Origin of the sequence: Streptosporangium sp. NPDC020145, from assembly GCF_040631275.1 — a bacterium.
Taxonomy (GTDB): domain Bacteria; phylum Actinomycetota; class Actinomycetes; order Streptosporangiales; family Streptosporangiaceae; genus Streptosporangium.
Genome location: NZ_JBEXZT010000056.1, coordinates 1 through 16,934, shown reverse-complemented (window position 1 = coordinate 16,934; position 16,934 = coordinate 1). Strand labels below are relative to the sequence as shown.

The 16,934-nt window shown below is 69.6% G+C and carries 16 protein-coding genes; 11 read left to right on the top strand and 5 right to left on the bottom strand.

Annotated features, from left to right (window positions below; genetic code table 11):
* The 7 genes from ABZ463_RS41125 to ABZ463_RS41095 form a co-directional block, all read left to right on the top strand.
* A partial coding sequence (locus ABZ463_RS41125) for a phosphopantetheine-binding protein (protein ID WP_362785528.1) occupies positions 1 to 379 on the top strand: 379 nt, incomplete at its 5' end.
* Entirely contained in the window at positions 369 to 1,784 is a 1,416-nt protein-coding gene (locus tag ABZ463_RS41120; protein ID WP_362785525.1) for a condensation domain-containing protein, read from the top strand. The genes ABZ463_RS41125 and ABZ463_RS41120, both read left to right, overlap by 11 nt.
* The gene (locus tag ABZ463_RS41115) at positions 1,784 to 2,539 is read left to right on the top strand and encodes an alpha/beta fold hydrolase (RefSeq protein WP_352014535.1); all 756 of its coding nucleotides are present in this window, start codon (positions 1,784 to 1,786) and stop codon (positions 2,537 to 2,539) included. Before ABZ463_RS41120 ends, ABZ463_RS41115 begins: the two co-directional genes overlap by 1 nt.
* Positions 2,536 to 4,302, top strand: coding sequence for a non-ribosomal peptide synthetase (locus tag ABZ463_RS41110; RefSeq protein ID WP_362785522.1), 1,767 nt, complete (start codon positions 2,536 to 2,538; stop codon positions 4,300 to 4,302). The genes ABZ463_RS41115 and ABZ463_RS41110 overlap by 4 nt, the downstream gene beginning before the upstream one ends.
* Positions 4,283 to 5,443: a cytochrome P450 gene (locus ABZ463_RS41105; RefSeq protein ID WP_362785519.1), complete on the top strand. Its 1,161-nt coding sequence runs from the start codon at positions 4,283 to 4,285 to the stop codon at positions 5,441 to 5,443. The genes ABZ463_RS41110 and ABZ463_RS41105 overlap by 20 nt, the downstream gene beginning before the upstream one ends.
* Before the next feature lie 4 nt (positions 5,444 to 5,447).
* Positions 5,448 to 6,563, top strand: coding sequence for a 50S ribosomal protein L11 methyltransferase (locus ABZ463_RS41100; RefSeq protein WP_362785516.1), 1,116 nt, complete (start codon positions 5,448 to 5,450; stop codon positions 6,561 to 6,563).
* A gap of 130 nt (positions 6,564 to 6,693) precedes the next feature.
* Positions 6,694 to 7,494: a serine protease gene (locus ABZ463_RS41095; RefSeq protein ID WP_362785513.1), complete on the top strand. Its 801-nt coding sequence runs from the start codon at positions 6,694 to 6,696 to the stop codon at positions 7,492 to 7,494.
* Between the two features lie 90 nt (positions 7,495 to 7,584).
* Here the strand turns inward: ABZ463_RS41095 and ABZ463_RS41090 are convergent, their stop codons facing one another.
* A complete protein-coding gene (locus tag ABZ463_RS41090) occupies positions 7,585 to 8,772 on the bottom strand; it encodes an MFS transporter (RefSeq protein ID WP_362785510.1) in 1,188 nt (395 codons plus the stop codon).
* Positions 8,769 to 9,353 (bottom strand): helix-turn-helix domain-containing protein, encoded by a 585-nt coding sequence (locus tag ABZ463_RS41085; protein ID WP_362785507.1) that lies wholly within the window; start codon positions 9,351 to 9,353, stop codon positions 8,769 to 8,771. The genes ABZ463_RS41090 and ABZ463_RS41085 overlap by 4 nt, the downstream gene beginning before the upstream one ends.
* A gap of 248 nt (positions 9,354 to 9,601) precedes the next feature.
* Here ABZ463_RS41085 and ABZ463_RS41080 point away from each other — a divergent pair, with 248 nt between their 5' ends.
* Positions 9,602 to 10,198: a hypothetical protein gene (locus tag ABZ463_RS41080; protein WP_362785504.1), complete on the top strand. Its 597-nt coding sequence runs from the start codon at positions 9,602 to 9,604 to the stop codon at positions 10,196 to 10,198.
* Between the two features lie 91 nt (positions 10,199 to 10,289).
* Here the strand turns inward: ABZ463_RS41080 and ABZ463_RS41075 are convergent, their stop codons facing one another.
* The 3 genes from ABZ463_RS41075 to ABZ463_RS41065 form a co-directional block, all read right to left on the bottom strand.
* Positions 10,290 to 12,614, bottom strand: coding sequence for an excinuclease ABC subunit UvrA (locus ABZ463_RS41075; protein ID WP_352014527.1), 2,325 nt, complete (start codon positions 12,612 to 12,614; stop codon positions 10,290 to 10,292).
* Between the two features lie 614 nt (positions 12,615 to 13,228).
* Complete coding sequence (locus ABZ463_RS41070; RefSeq protein WP_362785501.1) at positions 13,229 to 14,155, bottom strand: inositol monophosphatase family protein; 927 nt, start codon at positions 14,153 to 14,155, stop codon at positions 13,229 to 13,231.
* Positions 14,156 to 14,225: 70 nt separating this feature from the next.
* A complete protein-coding gene (locus ABZ463_RS41065; RefSeq protein WP_362785498.1) occupies positions 14,226 to 14,366 on the bottom strand; it encodes a hypothetical protein in 141 nt (46 codons plus the stop codon).
* Between the two features lie 176 nt (positions 14,367 to 14,542).
* Here ABZ463_RS41065 and ABZ463_RS41060 point away from each other — a divergent pair, with 176 nt between their 5' ends.
* The 3 genes from ABZ463_RS41060 (at position 14,543) to ABZ463_RS41050 (ending at position 16,711) form a co-directional block, all read left to right on the top strand.
* Positions 14,543 to 15,790, top strand: a complete 1,248-nt coding sequence (locus tag ABZ463_RS41060; RefSeq protein WP_362785495.1) for a helix-turn-helix transcriptional regulator — start codon at positions 14,543 to 14,545, stop codon at positions 15,788 to 15,790.
* A 355-nt stretch (positions 15,791 to 16,145) separates the two neighbouring features.
* Entirely contained in the window at positions 16,146 to 16,364 is a 219-nt protein-coding gene (locus ABZ463_RS41055; RefSeq protein WP_362785493.1) for a hypothetical protein, read from the top strand.
* On the top strand, positions 16,361 to 16,711 hold the full coding sequence (locus ABZ463_RS41050) for a hypothetical protein (protein WP_362785490.1): 351 nt from the start codon (positions 16,361 to 16,363) through the stop codon (positions 16,709 to 16,711). The genes ABZ463_RS41055 and ABZ463_RS41050 overlap by 4 nt, the downstream gene beginning before the upstream one ends.
* Positions 16,712 to 16,934 lie beyond the last annotated feature (223 nt).

The following is a 16,934-nucleotide window of genomic DNA, read 5'->3' as shown; positions in this document are numbered from 1 at the left end:
CACCTACCTGCCCCTGACCCACCTGCCCACCACCCACAACGGCAAGACCGACCGCAACGCCCTGCCCCCACCCCACACCCTCACCCCCCTACCGACCAGCGACGTCGTCGAGCAGCGAACCAGTCCTCTCCACGACACCCTCGCCGGTATCTGGAAAGAGGTCCTGGGGGTGCCCGCCGTGGTCTCGGCGGACAACTTCTTCACACTGGGCGGGCACTCGCTGGCGGCGGTGCGGCTGCTGTTCCTGGTGCGTGACCGGTTGAAGGTCGAGCTGACGCTCCGCGACCTGTACGACGCCGAGGACTTCGCGGCCTTCGTCACCTGGGTCGGTGAGCGGCTCCCCGCCGGTGCGGAAATCACGGCCCCTGATGAGCACTGAGCGCAGGAGCGCGGCGGAGACCGGCCGTCTTCCCCTGTCTCCCGCGCAGCACCGGCTCTGGTTCCTGCAGCAGTTCGACCCGGAATCGACGCAGTACAACGTGTGCCTGGGCTACGAGCTGCGCGGCGCCCTCGACGTCGAGGTCCTGCGGCGCGCGCTGACCGAGGTGGTCGCCAGGCACGACGCCCTGCGCACGAGTTTCCCCGCCGAGCGGGGCCGTCCCGGGGCGCGGATCGAACCCCCCGGTGAGGTGCCGCTGCCGTACGTCGATCTGGCCGCCCAGGGTGGGGACGCCGCCGAGTTCGCCGCCGCGCAGGTGGCGCGGCCCTTCAACCTGGCCGCCGCCGCCCCGGTGCGGGCGAACCTGCTGAGACTGGGCGAACAGCGGCACATCCTGCTGCTGGAGATGCACCACATCGTGATCGACGCGTGGTCGGTGCAGATCGTCACGGCCGAGATCGGGGAGCTGTACACGGCGTACGTGAAGGGCGAGGAGGTCGAGCTGCCCGTCCCGCAGGCCGGTTACGCCGACTACGCGGCCTGGCAGAGCGGCCTGCTGGGCGGTGAGTACCTGGAGCGGGAGTTCGCCCACTGGCGGGAACGGCTGCTCGGGGCACCCGCCGTACTGCCTCTGCCGACGGACCGGCCGCGTTCGGTCTCGCAGACGTTCGCGGGCGGTGAGCTGCCGGACGCGGTGCCGCCGCCGCTGGCCGTACGGCTGCGCGGGCTGACCGGTGAACTGCGCAGCACGATGTTCGTCACCACCGTCACGGCCTTCATGATGCTGCTGGCCCGGTGGACCGGGGTGCACGACGTCGTCCTGGCCGTCCCCGTCGCGGGGCGGTCGCGGCCGGAGTTCCACGCGACCGTCGGGTTCTTCGTCAACACCGTCCCGTTGCGTGGCGACCTGTCGGGAGATCCGTCCTTCCGGCAGGCGGTGGCCCAGGTCGGATCGGCCACGCTCGACGCGCTCGAACACGACTCGCTCCCCTTCGACATGCTGGTCGACCACCTCGGCGTCCCGCGTGACCCCACGTGCAACCCACTGGTCCAGGTGGGGTTCCAGCTGCTGCGCACGCCGCACCGCGCACAGCCGGCCCGCTGGCACGACATCGAGGTCGAGGAGTGGGACGGGGTGCGTCAGCAGGTCACCAGACTCGACCTGGAGCTGCACGTGCTCGACACCGCGGCGGAGACCGTCGAGACGCTGCTGTGCTACCGCACCGATCTGTTCGACGGGAGTTCGGCCGAGAACCTCCTCGCCGGCTACCAGTCCTTGCTCGCCCAGGTCGTGGCCGATCCCGACCTGCCGCTTTCGAAGCTCGACGTCTCCCCGCGCCGCGTCACGCACGAGGGCACCCGGAGTGGAGCAGGCGCGGACACCACGGAGAACGGGGGAATGTGATGACGGCGCCGATGCTGGTGACCGACTGGTTCTGGGTGCCGGTGCCCAGACCGAACGCGGAGACCCGGCTGTTCTGCTTCCCGCACGCCGGCGGGGACGCGCCCGCCTTCGCCGATCTCGCCAGGGAACTGCCCCCCGAGATCGAGGTGTGGGCCGTACGGATGCCCGGCAGGGGCGGGCGGTTCACCGCGCCGCACGCCGCGGACGTGAACGAGCTGGTCGCCTGGGTGAGCGCGGCGATGCGGCCGTTCGCCACCGGGAGGTACGCCCTGCTGGGCCAGAGCATGGGCGCGCTCGTCGCCTACAACGTGGCCAGGGAGCTGTCGCCGGAGAACCCGCCCGTCGCGTGCGTGCTGGCCGCGCTGCTGCCGCCCCACCTGTGGAACGGCCCACCCGGGCCGACGGGAACGCAGGACGTGGTGACCTTCCTGACCTCCATCGACGACACGGTGACCGAGGTGCTCAACCACCCTGACCTGCGGGATCTGGTCCTCTCTGTCGTGAGCGCCGACCTCAACCTGTGCCAGGACTACCTGCACCGGTGGGAGCCGCTGCTCGACTGCCCGGTGCTCGGGCTGGTCGGCACCGACGACCCGACCGTGAGCGGCGAGGAGATGACGGGCTGGGCGCGCAGCACGACCGGGCCGTACAGCATGCGGGTCCTCGAAGGAGGCCACCTGGTGGTCCAGGCGGCCGGAGCCGTGCTGGCGCGGACGGTCGCCGACTTCCTGAGCACCTCGGCGGGTGTGGCATGAACCGCGCCGACGCCCCCGCCGTCATCACCGAGTCGGGCACGCTGACCTACCGAGGACTTGAGCGGCGGGCCGCGCAGTACAGCGCGGCGCTGGTCCGCGCCGGGCTGCGGCCCGGTGACGTGCTGGTGATCACCGTTCCCGACGGCCCCGACGCGGTCGCGGCGCTGCTGGCCGCCCGCCGGGCGCGTACCCCGTTCGCCTGGCTGACCGCCGACCAGCCGCTTGAGCGGCAGATGGCGATCGTGGCCGACTCCTCCCCGGTCGCCGTGCTCGCCCCCGCGGGCGCCGACCCCTTCCCCACGGCGCTCGTGCAGGTGGAGGGGGACGAGGCCACGGTCGTACGGCGGGCGACGGGTGAGGCGAGGCGGACGTCCGTACCGCAGGACACCGAGTACGTCGTCTACACCTCGGGCTCCACCGGCACCCCCAAGGGCATCGTGCAGCGCACCGGCAACCTCGACCAGCTCACCCGCTGGCTCTCGACCGAACTCGACACGCGTCAGGGCGCGCGGATGCTCCAGTGGGCCAGGCTCGCCTACGACGCCGCCTACGTCGAGATCATGACGGCGGTGCACGGCGGTGCCGCGCTGGTCATCCCGCCGGGGGAGGTCAAGGGCGACCCGGCCAGGATCCACCGGTGGATCGTCGAACACGAGGTGACGCACCTGCAGACCGTGCCGAGCCTGTGCCGTCACCTGCTGGACGCCGCGGCGGGATCGGCGCCGGTCGGCAGCGTGCGGACGCTGAGCCTGTTCGGCGAGTCGCTGCACGCCGAGCTCGTGCTGGCCGCCCGCGACGCCTTCCCCAAGGCGGCCGTGCACAACTTCTACGGGCCGACCGAGTGCATCCTCGCCACCTCGCAGCAGGTGCCGCAGGACGCCGTCGATCCGATCCCGCTGGGCAGGCCCATCCCCGGACGGGAGATCCTGCTGACCGACGAGGACGGACGGCCGGCGCCGGACGGGGAGATCGGGGAGATCCGCGTCCGCAGCGGGTTCCTCGCCCACGGCTACCTCAACCGGCCCGAGGAGACACGCCAGGTCTTCCTGCCCGAGCAGACCTACCGCACCGGTGACCTGGCCCGCCGTACGGCCGACGGAGGGCTGGTCTTCTCGGGAAGGATCGACGACCAGGTCAAGATCAGGGGCGCGCGGGTCGAGCTGGGGGAGATCGAGGCGGCGCTCTACCGCGACCCGGCGGTCGCCCAGGCCGCCGTCAGGACCTACGGCGACAGCCCGGAGACGCTGCGCCCGGCCGCGTACGTCCAGGCGCGCCCCGACGCGGTGATCGACGTCGCCGCGCTGCACCGGCGGCTGACCAGGTCGCTGCCCACGTACATGATCCCGGCGGCGTACGTCGTGCTCGACGAGATGCCGCTGACCTCGACAGGAAAGATCGACCGGCTGCGGCTGCCCACCCCGGACGCCCCCGACGCCCGTGACCGGGGTGTCGAACCGGTCGCGTTCAGCACCGAGACGGAACGCGTGCTCGGGGAGATCTGGTGCCAGGTCATCGGCTGCGAGCAGGTGGGACCGGACGACGACTTCTTCACCGTCGGCGGTTACTCGCTGCTCGCGCCGCAGGTCACGGCGGAGGTGCTGGAGCGGTTCGAGGTCGGGCTGCCGGTACGGGCCGTGTTCGACCACCCGACCCTGCGGGAACTGGCCGCCCGCGTCGACCACGAACTCGCCGGAAACCCGGCCGAGTCAGCAGAGCCGGACCAGACAGCGGAAAGGAATCCCAATGCTGCTGGACACCTATGACCTCACCGACGCCGGATTCTGGGCCAGGGATGACGCGTACACGATCCTCGACGAGATCCGGGGTGAAGGCGCGGTCCAGCGGCACGAGTCGGGCCAGGAGGGTCCCCTGTGGGCGGTGCTCACCCACCGGGAGTCGCTCGCGGTCCTCGGTGACGCCAAGACCTACAGCTCACAGGGCGGTTCGCTGTTGGGCACCGGGTACGGTCCCCCCGCCGGGGCCGGGCGGATGATGGCGCTGAGCGACCCGCCGAAGCACCGCGCCTACCGTGACCCGGTCATGCCGTTCTTCTCCGCCAGGCGCGCCAACGGCCTTGAGGAGCGCATCCGCGACCTGACCGAGGGCGTCATCGAACGACTGCTGGTCAGGGAGAAGATCGACTTCGTCAAGGACATCGGGGCGGTCGTCCCGCTCACCGTGATGTGCGACCTCATGGGCATCCCGGACGAGGACCGCGACGAGATCGTGGCGATGTGCGACCAGGCGTTCCTCGGCCGCAACCCGGCGGAACGGCGTGCCGCGCACCAGCGGCTGCTGCCGTACCTGCTGCAGCTCGCGATGGAGCGCAAGGCCGCCCCGGGGGACGACGTCATCAGCGCGCTCGCCGCCGACCTCGAACTCGACGAGGTCGTGCTGAACTGCGACAACATCATCGTGGGCGGCATCCAGACCGTACGGCACACGGCCGCGATGGCGATGCTCTCCCTGGTGCGCAACACCGACGCCTGGCGGGAACTGGACGGCAAGGCCGACCCGAAGCTCGCCACCGAGGAGCTGCTGCGGTGGACCTCCGTCGGGCTGCACGTGCTGCGCACGGCCAAGACGGACACCGAGCTGGCCGGGCAGCGGATCCAGGCGGGTGACCGGGTCGTGGTGTGGACGCCGGGGGCCAACCGGGACACCGCCGTCTTCGACGAGCCGCACCGCCTCGACCTCAACCGGCACCCCAACCGGCACATCGCCTTCGGCTGGGGCGAGCACTACTGCATCGGCGGGCCGCTGGCCAGGACCGAGCTGCGGGTGCTGTTCACGGAGTTGTCCAGGCTGGTGGCGGAGGTCGAACCGCTCGGCGAGCCCGAGTACAACTCCTCCATCATCAACTTCGGGCTGGACTCCTTCCCGGTCCGTCTGCACCGCAGGTGACGTCGTGTGGCAACCGGGCGCTCAGGTGGCGCGGGCACGTGGCGTCCAGGCTCTGCGCTCCCTCCGCGGGGCGCTGCGCGAGGTGGGTTTCACCGAGGAGGCGACGGTCGCCGCTCTGTCCGCCGAGGACTCGACGGACCTGTTGAGCAACACGGCCTTCTACGCCGTCTGCTCCGCCGAGCGGGTCCCCGAGCTGCTGACGAGCGCGGCGGGCGCCATGGTCCAGCTCTTCGTGCGCAACGGCGAGGTGCCCGGGGACGTCTACACGAAGGTGGTGCCCACCGGGCTGCGCGGGCTGCTCGCGGGGCTCGAACTGGTCGTGGAGCGGGACGGGACGGTGACGTCGGAGGTCTCCGTCTCGCCCTGCCGTTCCATGTATCTGCTGTCCGACCAGCTGTTCAGGGATGACGCCTCGGTCACCATGGCCGGCCGGTCCACGCTGGTCATGCCGCCGCACGCGTCGAGTTTCGAACTGCTGGACAACCTCGGTCCCGTCGACGGCAGGCTCCTGGACGTCGGGTGCGGCTGCGGGGTTCTGGCTCTGGCGCTGCGGGAGGGCTGTTCCTCGGCCGTCGGTGTCGACCTCAATCCGAGGGCGGTCGCGTACTCCCAGGTGAACGCCCTGGTCAACGGGATCGACGTCGGCCCGGCGGAGAAGACCGACTTCCTGGCCGCGGACCTGCGCTCCGGGCTGGCGGTCGGTGACCTGGCCGACCACCTGGTGTTCAACAGCCCGACCGGTCCCAACCACCACGCCGAGGCCGAGGTCGGCTGGATGAGCGCCGAGCACGCCATCGGATTCGTGGCCGCCGCGATGCCGGGCGTGCTCCGCCCGTGGGGTACGGCCCGCGTGCTGCTGATCGTCGAGGTGCCCGAGGGCGCCGCCTCGGTGCCGGAGCTGGTGCGAGGCTGGCTGCCGGAGGAACAGGACGTCCAGGTGGTCGAGCTGCGCCGCTCCCCGCTGGCGATCTCCGCCGCCGCCGTCACCAGGGGCAGACTCGACCCCGGCTGTCTCATGGCGGACGGCGCCGCCGGGGCCGCCCGGCTGGTGGATCATCTGCGCGAGCGCCGGATCCGCGAGGTGGTCCCGGCCCTGGTGACGCTCGCCCTGCCCCGCTGAGGGGGCGGCCCCTACCGTACGGTCTCCTGCTGCCATGATTTTCCCGACAAATGCGGATAAATAGCCTTATTCAGTATTAATTCCCACTGAAGGGCTGGCCCTTTTGTTTGGCATGCAATCATCCCGCCGGGTGGCGTCGCGTCTCGCCATCGTCGTCGTCGCCGGTACGGCCTGCCTCGCCGCCACGGCCGGCAGCGCCGGAGCGATCATCAACGGCAAGGATTCCACCGAGTCCTATCCGTTCATGGCGTCCGTCCCGATCTCCGCCCCCGCCCAGGGCCTCAAGGACGGCCAGTGCGGAGCGGCGCTGATCCACCCGAGGTGGGTGGTGACCGCGGCCCACTGCCTCAACACGGAGATCGGCTCCATCCCCGCGGGAACCGTCCGGGTCGGCAGCGAGAACCGCGCCTCGGGAGGCACCGTCCGCGCCATCTCGAAGAAGGTGGTCCACCCCGGGTTCCGGCAGAACCTCAAGGGCGGTCCCAACCGCGACGACATCGCACTGATCCGCCTGGACCGCCCGGTCACCCAGGAACCCGTCAGGATCGCCGAACAGCCCGGCCGCCCTGGCACCCCGACCAGGATCATCGGCTTCGGCACCACCGTGTTCAGCAAGAACCCGGCCGAGTGGAAGATGGCCGAACGGCTCCAGGAACTCGACACCCGCAGGGGCGCCGTCTCCGAGTGCGGCCCCGGCTACGCCTCGGGCAGGCGCCTGTGCACGGTCAGCCGGGTACGTGACGCCATGGCCTGCAACGGCGACTCCGGCTCACCGCAGATCCGGCGGGGCCGTACCGGCCGCTGGGAACTCATCGGCGTCACCTCGGGACCCGGCGCCGCCAGCCCGTCCTGCGCGGAGGGCCCCGGCCTCTACGTCAACGTCCCCGCCTACGCGGACTGGATCAGCAGGACCGTCAAGAGGTACGGCTGACACCCGGAGCCGTGGGGAGGGCCGTCCTCGGCCGGTCGTGGGAGTCCGGCCCGCGCCAGGTCAGATGGCGACTCGTCAGGCGGCGACTCGTCAGGCGGCGACGAGCTTGGGGGCTCTGCGCAGGAGCACGGCCCCCGAAAGGGCCAGGACCGCGCAGCAGACGCCCAGCAGGACGCGGTAGTCGACCGACGCGATGAGCGCGGCGCCGAGCGCGATGGAGAGCGTCTGCGGCCCGACCGTGGCCAGGTCGGCCGCGGCGGCCACCCTGCCCAGGACCTGCTGCGGCGTCGAACGCTGCCACGCCGTCGTGTAGCCGACCACCAGCCAGGGAACCCCGCAGCCGATCAACGCGAACCCCGCGACGACCACCGGCAGGCTCGTCGTGGTCAGCAGCGCCGTACCGACGGCGACCGTCAGCAGGCCCGCGCCGACCGACCTGGCCTCGCCGTACCTGCGGATCAGCGCGGCGACGGCCAGGCCGCCGCAGATGCCTCCCGCGCCCTGGACCGACATCAGCACGCCGAAGAACGAGGCGGGACGCCCCAGGCCGTACTCGATGACCGCGAAGTCGACCGTGTCCAGCAACCCGACCACCGCGAAGCTTGCGGCGACGGCGACCGTGGTGAAGGCCACCAGGGGAGTGCTCGTGATCTGCCGGAACCCCGCCATGATCTCCCGCCGGAACGGCTCGCGCTCCTGGGGTGGGGTCGGGGCGGACTCCTCGACGCGCAGGGTGAGCAGGATGACGACCGCGACGGCGAAGGTGATCGAGTCGATCACGGCGAGCATGGGGCCGCCGACCGCGGTGTAGACGGCGGCTCCGGCCAGCGGGCTGAACAGCCGGATGCCCTCGCCGACCGTCCGGATGGCGGCGTTCGCGCCCGCGAGGTCCTCACCGGAGAGGATCTCCTTGACCAGCCCCACCTGGGCCGGGCGCAACAGGATGAAGGAGAGGCCGTACCCGAGGGCGACCGCGTAGATGATCCACAGGTCGGCCACCGTGTGCACCCGCAGCAGGGCGAGCACGCCGAGTCCGGCGACGACGTTGACCCCGATGAGCAGCGGCTTGCGGCGTAATCGGTCGACGATGTGGCCCGCGAACGGGGTGAGGACCACCGGCAGGGACAGGCAGAGGAAGACCATTCCCGCCGCCGCGTTCTGGCCGGTCAGGTCCTTGGCCCAGATGCCCAGCGACAGGTAGAGTGCGCTGTCGCCGAAGGTGCTGAGCGACTGACCGGCCAGAAGCCTGCGGAAGCGGGAGTCGCCCAGCGCGCTCATGCCTGGGTCGCCGCGTCGTCGGCGGGCTCCGGGTAGTGCTCGGCGCTGCTGGCCATGAACAGTCTCACCGGACGCGCCCCCTCGGGCCGCAGTTCGGCCTTCTCGACCCTGTCGAGGTATCCCATGACCATCGACCTGAGGAACTCCCTGAACTCCGACAACTCCGTCGGGGTCATCCAGAGCGTGGCGCCCAGGATCAGGCTCGCGTTCTTCCACTCCTCGGGCTCTGATTCCATGCGCCCACGCCAGGTACGCAGGCGCGCGAACTCTTTTTCGAGGAACACCTCCGCGAGAGCGTTCCCCATCGGGGTGGTCTCCGCCGTGGACGCGATCGCCTGGACGGGCTGGGCCAGCCGCCACGGCTTCTCCCTGGTATGGGAGGGAGCCCGTTCGATGAAGCCGTACTCGGCGAGGGTGCGCAGATGGAACGAGCAGCTCGCGACGCTCTCTCCGGTCACCTCCGCGCACCGTGTCGCGGTGGCCGTGCCCAGCACTCCGAGAGCTTCGAGCAACGCGAGCCTGATGGGATGCGCCAGAGCACGCAGTGCGCGTGGATCGGTGATGGCGGGGTGCTCGTCCATGGCGCCATTATGATGAGACAAGAACCCTTTCGCAAGAATTCTTTAGAATGCGTGGACGGTTGACGCGCCGTCACCTGACCGTCGTGAGAGTGACTGTCGTGTGACAGTCGGTCGACCTGTCGTGACCTGCGGTCCGGTGCGGGACTCATGCCCGATCGGTCTGATGACAGATCGGGCGAACCATCCCAGGGGTCTCATACGTCTCACCTTCCATGAAGATCCTGACAACCTGCACCCTCGCTGTTGTCATGGCGACTGTCATGACCCCCGCCCTCGCGTTCGCGTCCTCATCCGCCTCCGGGGGGGCGATTCCGCCGGGGTTCCTGCTGTACGAGAAGGCCGCGGAACAGAAGAGCGTGCACGGCATGTGGTCGGTCAGCCAGGCCAAGGACGCCAAGCTCGCGGTGAACCCCTGCTACGTCGGCTCGCCCGCCGCCGCCGGCAGGATCGCGGCCCGTACGGTCACCTACGTCGCGGTCTCCGACCAGCGTTCCGAGCAGGTCATCCTCTACCAGTCGGCGAAGGCCGCCGCCCAGGCCCTGGCCGACGTGCGCAAGGCCCTGGTCCGCTGCCCCGCCATCCAGACGTCGCAGACCGCCTACCGGTACTCCGGCAGCCCCCTGGCCCTCGGTGACGAGGGGCTGGCCGTGACCGGACAGCTCTACCAGGGCAACAAGGCCAAGGTCGGTGGCGAACGGGTCGTTCTCACCCGCCGTGGCAACGCGCTGGTCGTCTACGCCAGATCCGGGGAGTGGGGAGCCCCCGACAAGACAGACTTCGCACACCAGACGAAGGACGCCCAGACAATGCTCGCCAAGATCTGCCAGGTGGCCAAGTGCTCATAACCCCGACCCCCTGAGGCCAAGGCGACCTCAGGGGCACGATCGCGCCGGGCGTCGCGGTGACGACGCCCGGCGCTTCACGTCAGACCTTCGCTCAGGACTCCGTGTGGGCCCCGACGTAGGCCGCCAGGTGCTCCCCGGTGAGGGTGGAGCGGGCGGCGACCAGCTCGGCGGGCGTGCCCTGGAAGACGATCCGGCCGCCGTCGTGACCGGCACCGGGACCGAGGTCGATGATCCAGTCGGCGTGCGCCATCACGGCCTGGTGGTGCTCGATGACGATGACCGACTTGCCGGACTCGACGAGCCGGTCGAGCAGACCGAGCAACTGCTCCACGTCGGCGAGGTGCAGACCGGTCGTCGGCTCGTCGAGGACGTAGACGCCGCCCTTCTCCGCCATGTGGGTGGCCAGCTTGAGGCGCTGCCGTTCGCCGCCGGACAGCGTGGTGAGCGGCTGACCCAGGCTGATGTAGCCGAGCCCGACGTCGACGAGCCGCTTGAGGATGGCGTGCGCGGCGGGAGTGCGCGCCTCACCCGAGCCGAAGAACTTCTCGGCCTCGCTCACCGACATCGCGAGCACCTGGCTGATGTCCCGCCCGCCGAAGTGGTGGTCGAGCACCGACGCCTGGAAGCGCTTGCCCTCGCACTCCTCACAGACGGTCGCCACCCCGGCCACCATCGCCAGGTCGGTGTAGATGACACCGGCGCCGTTGCAGTTGGGGCAGGCGCCCTCGGAGTTGGCGCTGAACAGCGCGGGCTTGACGCCGTTGGCCTTGGCGAACGCCTTGCGGATCGGGTCGAGCAGCCCGGTGTAGGTGGCCGGGTTGCTCCGCCGCGACCCCCGAATCGCGCCCTGGTCGATCGAGACCACGCCCGCGCCGGCCGGGATCGACCCGTGCACCAGCGAACTCTTGCCCGACCCGGCGACACCGGTGACCACGACGAGCACCCCGAGCGGGATGTCCACGTCCACCTCGCGCAGGTTGTGCGAGGTGGCGCCCCGGATCTCCAGGGCACCCTTCGGCGTGCGCACCTTCTCCTTGAGGGCGGCGCGGTCGTCGAGGTGGCGGCCGGTGAGGGTGCCGCTGGCCCGCAGCTCCTCCACGGTGCCCTCGAAGCAGACGGTGCCGCCCGCCGTACCGGCGCCGGGGCCGAGGTCCACGACGTGGTCGGCGATCGCGATCGCCTCCGGCTTGTGCTCGACGACGAGCACGGTGTTGCCCTTGTCGCGCAGCCGCAGCAGCAGGCCGTTCATCCGCTGGATGTCGTGGGGGTGCAGACCGGTCGTCGGCTCGTCGAAGACGTAGGTGACGTCGGTCAGCGAGGAGCCGAGGTGACGGATCATCTTGGTGCGCTGCGCCTCACCGCCCGACAGCGTGCCCGAGGGCCGGTCGAGGGAGAGGTAGCCGAGCCCGATCTCCACGAACGAGTCGAGGGTCTGCTGCAGCGTGGCCAGCAGCGGCGCGACCGAGGGCTCGTCGATGCCGCGTACCCACTTGGCCAGGTCGCTGATCTGCATCGCGCAGGCGTCGGCGATGTTGACGCCGTTGATCCGCGAGGAACGGGCGGCCTCGTTGAGCCGGGTGCCCCCGCACTCGGGGCAGGCGGTGAAGGTGACCGCCCGGTCGACGAACGCCCGGATGTGCGGCTGCAACGCCTCCTTGTCCTTGGCCAGGAACGACTTCTGGACCCTGAGGACCAGACCCTCGTAGGTGAGGTTCATGCTCTCGACCTTCACCTTGGTCTGCTCGCGGTACAGGAAGTCGTGCAGCTCGGTCTCGCTGTAGTCGCGGATGGGCTTGTCCGGGTCCATGAAGCCGGAGGAGGTGAAGACCCGCACCAGCCAGCCGTCCGGGGTGTAGCCGGGGATGGTGATCGCGCCCTCGTTGAGCGACTTGCTCGCGTCGAAGAGCTGGGTCAGGTCGATGTCGGTCACCTTGCCCATGCCCTCACAGCGAGGACAGGCCCCGGCGGGCAGGTTGAAGCTGTAGTGGAACGACGGCCCGGCGCTCGGCTCACCCAGCCTGCTGAAGACGATCCGCAACATTGCGTTGGCGTCGGTCGCGGTGCCGACGGTGGAACGGGAGTTGGCGCCCATCCGCTCCTGGTCGACGATGATCGCCGTGGTCAGCCCTTCGAGGAGGTCGACCTCGGGCCGGGCCAGCGTGGGCATGAAGCCCTGAACGAAGGCGCTGTAGGTCTCGTTGATCAACCGCTGGGACTCTGCGGCGATCGTGCCGAACACCAGCGAGCTCTTGCCCGAGCCGGAGACGCCGGTGAACACCGTCAGCCGCCGCTTGGGGATCTCGACGCTGACGTCCTTGAGGTTGTTCTCCCGCGCACCCTGCACGCGGATCAGGTCGTGACTGTCGGCGGTGTGTGATGCGGGCGACTGCGTGTCCGTTCTGATGGCCTTGCTCAACTTCTCTCCATCCGTCTGGGAACCGCTTTCGCGGTCTTCCGTCGGCGTCGCCTGGGTTGTTCGGGGATCTCCACCACAGCCGGAACCATCCGGATGGACACGCCACAAGACGAAGCTCACGGCGGTTGTTGGGCGCGTCCGCGGGATTCACGCGACGTTCGCGGTCCACGCGGTTCTTGCGGGGGTGAGGTGACAACGCCACAGGACGCCGTCCGAACGATCATGGCAAGGGGGGAGAGACCCGGAAACAGACCCTAGCCCGATCTGGAGGGCTTCGAGCACAATGCGAGCTTCTTTCCCCGGGGTTTTCGCACAAATTTTCCCACGACCCGGGGTCTGGTCCTTCGATGGGCGTGCTCGTGGCTACTGGCGGGTTGGGGGCGTTGTGGACCCTTCAGGGTGATGAGCGACCTGAGGGTAAAGCCCCAGGTCAGGCCGGACGCTGTGGAAGTGGGATACGTGGTTTCTGCAGCAGCCCGGCGGTAGTGCAGCGGTGCAGGTCAGAGCGTTGATCATCTTTGGAGTCCGGTCGAGTCCAACGACCCTTCCGTAAGCCACTCGCTTTCATATCAGCTCCCGAAGGGAAGGGCGAAGCGGTGTCGGCCTGTCGGGGTTCAGGCTTCTCGTAGCGCGGTGAGGATGTTCTCGGCGAGGGGCAGGCTGGAGGCGGCGATGAACCTGCGGCGTTGGTTCATGGCCTTGCCGATGTCGGCGAGGGTGTCGAAGCGGTAGTCCAGCGGGATGGGGTGGCCGTGGAGGTCGAGGACCACTCCGTTGGCGGCGTTGAGGATGTAGTGGCCGGGGGCCAGGTCCCAGACGGCGAAGCCCTTCGCGAACTCGATCATCGCGTCGCTGAGCCCTGCGGCGACGTGGCACAGTCCGACGGACCCGAAGTCCACTCCGAGACGGCCCCTGCGGGCACCTTCCGGGGAGGGGCGGCTGAGTTCCTCAAGGAGTCGGGCCTGCTGGGTGAGGGGATGAAAGCGTTCGGCGGGTTTCATGAGGTAGTTCGTGACCAGGGCCTCCGGCAGGGGGACTACCCGGTTCAGCCGCAGGGGGTGGGGGGTTCCGTCCCGGGTGATGACGAAGGCGTGTTCGTGGCCGGTGTCGTCGCGGGCGGCGAGGTAGATCTGCAGGTGGTGGAAGATGTCGCCGACGACCGCCGCGATCGGGCGGGCGAGACGGCGGGAGTAGACCAGGACGTGCGTGTAGCCGTACAGGGCGCGGACGGCCAGTTCGCTGGTGTCGAGCGGATCGACCAGGACGCACAGGTCCGGGTCGGGGTCGGTCCCGATGACCTGGGGGTCGGCCTCTTCTGAGGCGTAGACATAGGACGGGATGATCGCGCTCAGCAGGTCCCGGTAGCGTTCGTGCATCCACAGGTCGTGTGCGGACAGGAAGTTGCCGGCGTGCCGATGGTTTCGGCTCTCGGAGCGCTCACCTGACAGCGCGGCCTCGATGAGGCGGGGCCGGATCTCGTCCATCACCGTGACGACCAGCCGGACAAGGTCACGCGCGAGAGCGGGCAGTTGGGGCGTCACGGTGCACCTTCGTTCGGTCAGAGAAGTTCCATGGGCGTGTGATCGCGGAGCGAGTCCGGCGCCACTGTGATCAGCGTGGTTGGACGGGGTGAGGGGCGTTCTTGTCGGTTTCGGTGATGAGGTCGAGGAGGCCGGTGAGGAACGCCGGGGTGGCGGCGATGGTGACGGCCTGCTCGGCGATGGGCAGGACCGTACGGACGTCAAGGGTCATACCGGCAGGCTCCGCTCCCACAGCGAGGTGAACGCCCGATCGAAGACGGGGAACAGCTCGTCGGTTCATTTCGTAGAAAGCCTTTCCACCGTACGGCCCGGGATCGGGAAGTTCCGACTTCTCCCATGGGACGGGGTGGCGTCCTAGCCTTGAGCTGTCGGAACATCAGGAAGGGGATGTGGCCGGTGAATGACGACCGTAATGAGCCCACCGATCCGGTGCTCACTGTCGGGCAACGCATCAAATATCTGCGCGAGCGGCGCGGTATGACCCAGGAGGTCCTCGCGGGCCTCGTTGGAAAGTCTGTTTCCTGGTTGAAAAGCGTGGAGGCGGGACGGCTTCAGCAGAACCCGCGTCTTCCCATCCTTCTGCAGCTCGCCGAAGCGCTGCGGGTGCGTGACCTGTCGGCACTGATAGGAGACCAGTCCATGCCGGTCCGCATGTTCACCGGCCCTGGCCATCCGGCGCTGGACGCCGTACGGCAGGCCATCAACACGACGCCGCTGCGCCCGTCCGGGACGGTCCAGCCGCTCGGTCATCTGCGTGGCCGTCTGGACGCCGCCTGGCGTGCCCGGCACGCTTCCGCCGACCATCGGACCGCTCTGGGGCGTCTTCTCCCCGACCTGGTCCGTGACGTGCAGCTGGCAGCGGTGATGTACCGGGGAGAGGACCGGCGCCGCGCGAACGCGCTCCTCGCCGAGACCTACGGCCTGGCCCAGATGTTCCTGGCCTACCAGCCTGCCCAGGACCTGCTGTGGCGGGTCGCGGACAGGGCGTTGACAGCAGCTCAGGAGGCTGACGATCCGCTCGCGCTGACCTGCGCGGTGTGGTTCCTGGGCCAGGCTCACCGGGACGTCGGGGACTTCGAGGCCGCGTGGGCGATCAACAAGCAGGGCATGGCCGCCGTCCAGCCGTACATGGACGATCCGGGCGTGGACCTGCTGGCCATGTGGGGCGCGTTGCACTTCGAGCTGGCGTTCACGGCTGCCCGCGTCGGGAATGCCGGAGAAGCCTGGTCGTACTGGGAGAAGGCAGGCCGGGTCGCCGACCGGTTGCCCGGCGACTACTACCAGCCGTGGACGAGTTTCTCCCGGGTCATCATGGACGCGCACGCGGTCACGCTCGCTGTGGAGCTGTCCCAGAGTGGTGAGTCGGCCAGGCAGGCGGAACGGGCGGCCCTGGCGGCCATTCCCTCCCAGCCGCGCAGGGGACGCCACCTGATCGAGATCGCTCGGGCGCATCGCCTTCAGCGCGATCACGACGCCGTGCTCGGCACCCTGGAACTCGCCCGGCAGGCGGCACCGGAGACGATCCGCTACAACGGGTACGCCCGCCGCATGCTCGTCGAACTCGTGGAGACGGGTCCTGCCCCGCTGCGTCCGCGTGCCCGGGAGCTGGCGGACAAAATCGCGTTGATGGTCTGACCGAAACCAGGGGTCACAGAGTGTGTCCCCTGGTCTCTCCGCCGCCTTCTACGGTCCTTCCATGCTTCCGGAACAGGCCGTGCCGCAACCGCGTGAGGCTCCGACCGTCCACGGTGTCCCGACATCCGGCGGGTACGCCACATTCATCCTCGGCGGCCTGCTCGTATGGTGCGGGCCTGAACGTCTCCGCTGGTCTCGTGCTCCCGGCGGCTGGATATGGCACCCCATCGACGATCCGGTGGAAGCGGCACGTCTTCTCGCCGACCGAACAGCCGACGCCATGTCCTCGCAGGACCGGTCGCCCGGCGAACACCTCGCCAGGAAGAGCCCTGATCGGATCACGGAGGTTCAGATCATGCACGACGCTCCCACCGTCCCGACGATCCCGGGGTGGCGGTTGATCATCAGCGACGCCGGGCGGTTCTGGGCGATCCGCAACCGGGCCTTTCCGCGTACGGCGTTGCGGGCTGGGGCGGAGCCGACGGTGGACGCCGACACCTTCGAGGAGGTCCGGGAGGCCGTGGCGAAACAGGAGGAGAAGGCCCGGGACGCCGTTGAGGGGGTGCCTTCGTGACCGGAAGGCATCGGGACGGCCAACCGTACGTGCCGGTCTATCGAAGGGTGTGGGACGGCCCGGCCCGCGCTGAGGCCGAGCGAATCGACCTGGCGTGGGCGGACTGGACGGTTCTCTACAGTCTGGGCCGACGCAACTTCTACGCCATGGCCGTCTGGGACGGCCCACGCCCGGTCATCGTCGAGGACGCTACCGGTGAGGGACTGGAGGAGCGGATGCGGGAAGCGGAGATGATCAGGGCGATCCGGCTTGCGCCGCCTTCACTGGCTCGGCGGAGGCGTCCGGACTCTGAGGTGCAGGGCCGGGACATGGCCGAAGGGCGTTCGCCGGGTGGGAGGGCGGCATGACGACCTGGATTCCTCGCCAAGTTTCTGAGTTTTCGGATCGAGCCTGTAACTCCGTGCAAGCGGCTCATCCGGACTGGCTGGTCTTCCACAGCTCGCATTCCGGCCTGTGGAGCGCCTACCGGAGCGCCCTGCCCGGCAGGCCGTACGCCGGGGAGGTGTTGTTGGTGCGGGCCGGGTCCGCCGAGGAGCTGGATCGCAAGCTGGCCGCTCAGGTGTCCCCGGT

What these genes read in the sequence shown, in the direction of transcription:
- ABZ463_RS41120 (WP_362785525.1), top strand. Translation starts at nt 369, where the DNA reads ATGAGCACTGAGCGCAGGAGCGCGGCGGAGACCGGCCGTCTTCCCCTG.
- ABZ463_RS41115 (WP_352014535.1), top strand. Translation starts at nt 1,784, where the DNA reads ATGACGGCGCCGATGCTGGTGACCGACTGGTTCTGGGTGCCGGTGCCC.
- ABZ463_RS41110 (WP_362785522.1), top strand. Translation starts at nt 2,536, where the DNA reads ATGAACCGCGCCGACGCCCCCGCCGTCATCACCGAGTCGGGCACGCTG.
- ABZ463_RS41105 (WP_362785519.1), top strand. Translation starts at nt 4,283, where the DNA reads ATGCTGCTGGACACCTATGACCTCACCGACGCCGGATTCTGGGCCAGG.
- ABZ463_RS41090 (WP_362785510.1), bottom strand. Translation starts at nt 8,772, where the DNA reads ATGAGCGCGCTGGGCGACTCCCGCTTCCGCAGGCTTCTGGCCGGTCAG.
- ABZ463_RS41085 (WP_362785507.1), bottom strand. Translation starts at nt 9,353, where the DNA reads ATGGACGAGCACCCCGCCATCACCGATCCACGCGCACTGCGTGCTCTG.
- ABZ463_RS41080 (WP_362785504.1), top strand. Translation starts at nt 9,602, where the DNA reads ATGGCGACTGTCATGACCCCCGCCCTCGCGTTCGCGTCCTCATCCGCC.
- ABZ463_RS41065 (WP_362785498.1), bottom strand. Translation starts at nt 14,366, where the DNA reads ATGACCCTTGACGTCCGTACGGTCCTGCCCATCGCCGAGCAGGCCGTC.
- ABZ463_RS41060 (WP_362785495.1), top strand. Translation starts at nt 14,543, where the DNA reads ATGTGGCCGGTGAATGACGACCGTAATGAGCCCACCGATCCGGTGCTC.
- ABZ463_RS41055 (WP_362785493.1), top strand. Translation starts at nt 16,146, where the DNA reads ATGCACGACGCTCCCACCGTCCCGACGATCCCGGGGTGGCGGTTGATC.